Below are 1329 nucleotides of genomic sequence, written 5' to 3' on the forward strand. Positions count from 1 at the left end.
GCGCTGCAGGACACGCGCAGCAAGGTGCAGGACGCCAAGGCCGACCTGCCGCAGGCGGCGGTCAGCACGCGTTCAGGCAGATTTCCCGAGAGGGTGACGACGAGCACGGGAAATTCGGAAATGTTGACTTCGGTGACGACAGGTTCTTCCGCCGCCTGCGGCAGGTCGGCCTTGGCGTCCTGCACCTTGCTGCGCGTGTCCTGCAGCGCGGTGGCCAGATTGGTCTGCGGCTGGAATTCGACCAGCACGTAGCCGCCGCCCTGGAAAGCGGCCGAACGCATCTCCTTGAGGCCCTTCAGGCTTTTCAGCTTGCTTTCCATCGGCCGCAGCAGAAGCCGCTCCGAATCCTCGGGCGAAATGCCCTGGTAGATCAGGCTGACATACATCATCGGAATCGGAACGTCGGGCTCCGCTTCCTTTGGCGTCGCCTGATATGCGACCCAGCCCGCCAGCAGAAGGAAGACGAGGACCGAAATGGTCAGGCGGGCATTGTTGATTGCGAGTCTGACGATATCCATGGCTAACGCCTGTTCTTGAATTTTCACGAGCTGCGTCGCAGCCGATTGTCCCCGCCCAGGGCTAGTCCGTCGCGATCTCTTGCTACTGCGTGCCGGCCGTCGCTTCGCCGAGCAGCTTCTTGATGATCGCTTGGTCGGCCTCGACCGGATTGACCAGATCGCCTTCCTTCACCAGTTCCTGGCCGGCGACGATGATGCGGGCGTCGGCCGGTATGCCGCCGAGGACGAGGCCTGTCGGCGTGTCGTCGACGAGGTCGATGGGGAAGAACGCCACCTTGTTGTCCTTGCTCACGGCACGGATGCCGAGGTCGCCCTTGTCGCCGAGCGTCACAACCGAGCGCGGCAGCAGCACCGCGTCGGTCGGCTGTGCGTTGAGCGCGATTTCCGCCGTCATGCCGGCCGGCACGGAGCCGTCGGCATTGGGGACGGCAACCTCGACGCGGAAGGTGCGGGTCGCCGACGAGGCGTCGCGGCTGATGTAGCGCACGGTGCCTTGGACGGTCTGGCCGCTGACCAGCCGTATGGTGGCCTTGTCGCCGAGCTTGAGGTAGCCGAGATCGCGCTCGCTGACTTCGCCGCGAGCAATCACCGGATCGAGCTTGAGGATGGTCGCCACCTCGCCGCCTTGCATGATGGAGCTGCCAAGTTCCACCGGCACCCGGTCGATAACGCCGTCGAAAGGCGCCTTCACCTCGTTGCGGTCGAGTTCGGCCTGTGCCGTTTCCAGTTGCGACTGCGCCGAGGTCAGGTTCGAGCGCGCGGTGTCGAGCTGCAGCTTCGGCAGATTGCCTGATTTCATCAGCCGCAAGGC

At 64.4% G+C, this 1329-nt stretch carries 2 protein-coding genes; both read right to left on the reverse strand.

What is annotated here, in order from left to right; all coding sequences use genetic code 11:
• Nucleotides 1-518: efflux RND transporter permease subunit (locus tag EN964_RS34845; RefSeq protein ID WP_164776399.1), on the reverse strand; the 518-nt coding region annotated here is incomplete at its 3' end.
• Between the two features lie 82 nt (nucleotides 519-600).
• Nucleotides 601-1329: efflux RND transporter periplasmic adaptor subunit (locus tag EN964_RS34850; protein WP_127277458.1), on the reverse strand; the 729-nt coding region annotated here is incomplete at its 5' end.

The organism is Mesorhizobium sp. M7A.F.Ca.CA.001.10.2.1, assembly GCF_003998575.1.
GTDB lineage: Bacteria > Pseudomonadota > Alphaproteobacteria > Rhizobiales > Rhizobiaceae > Mesorhizobium.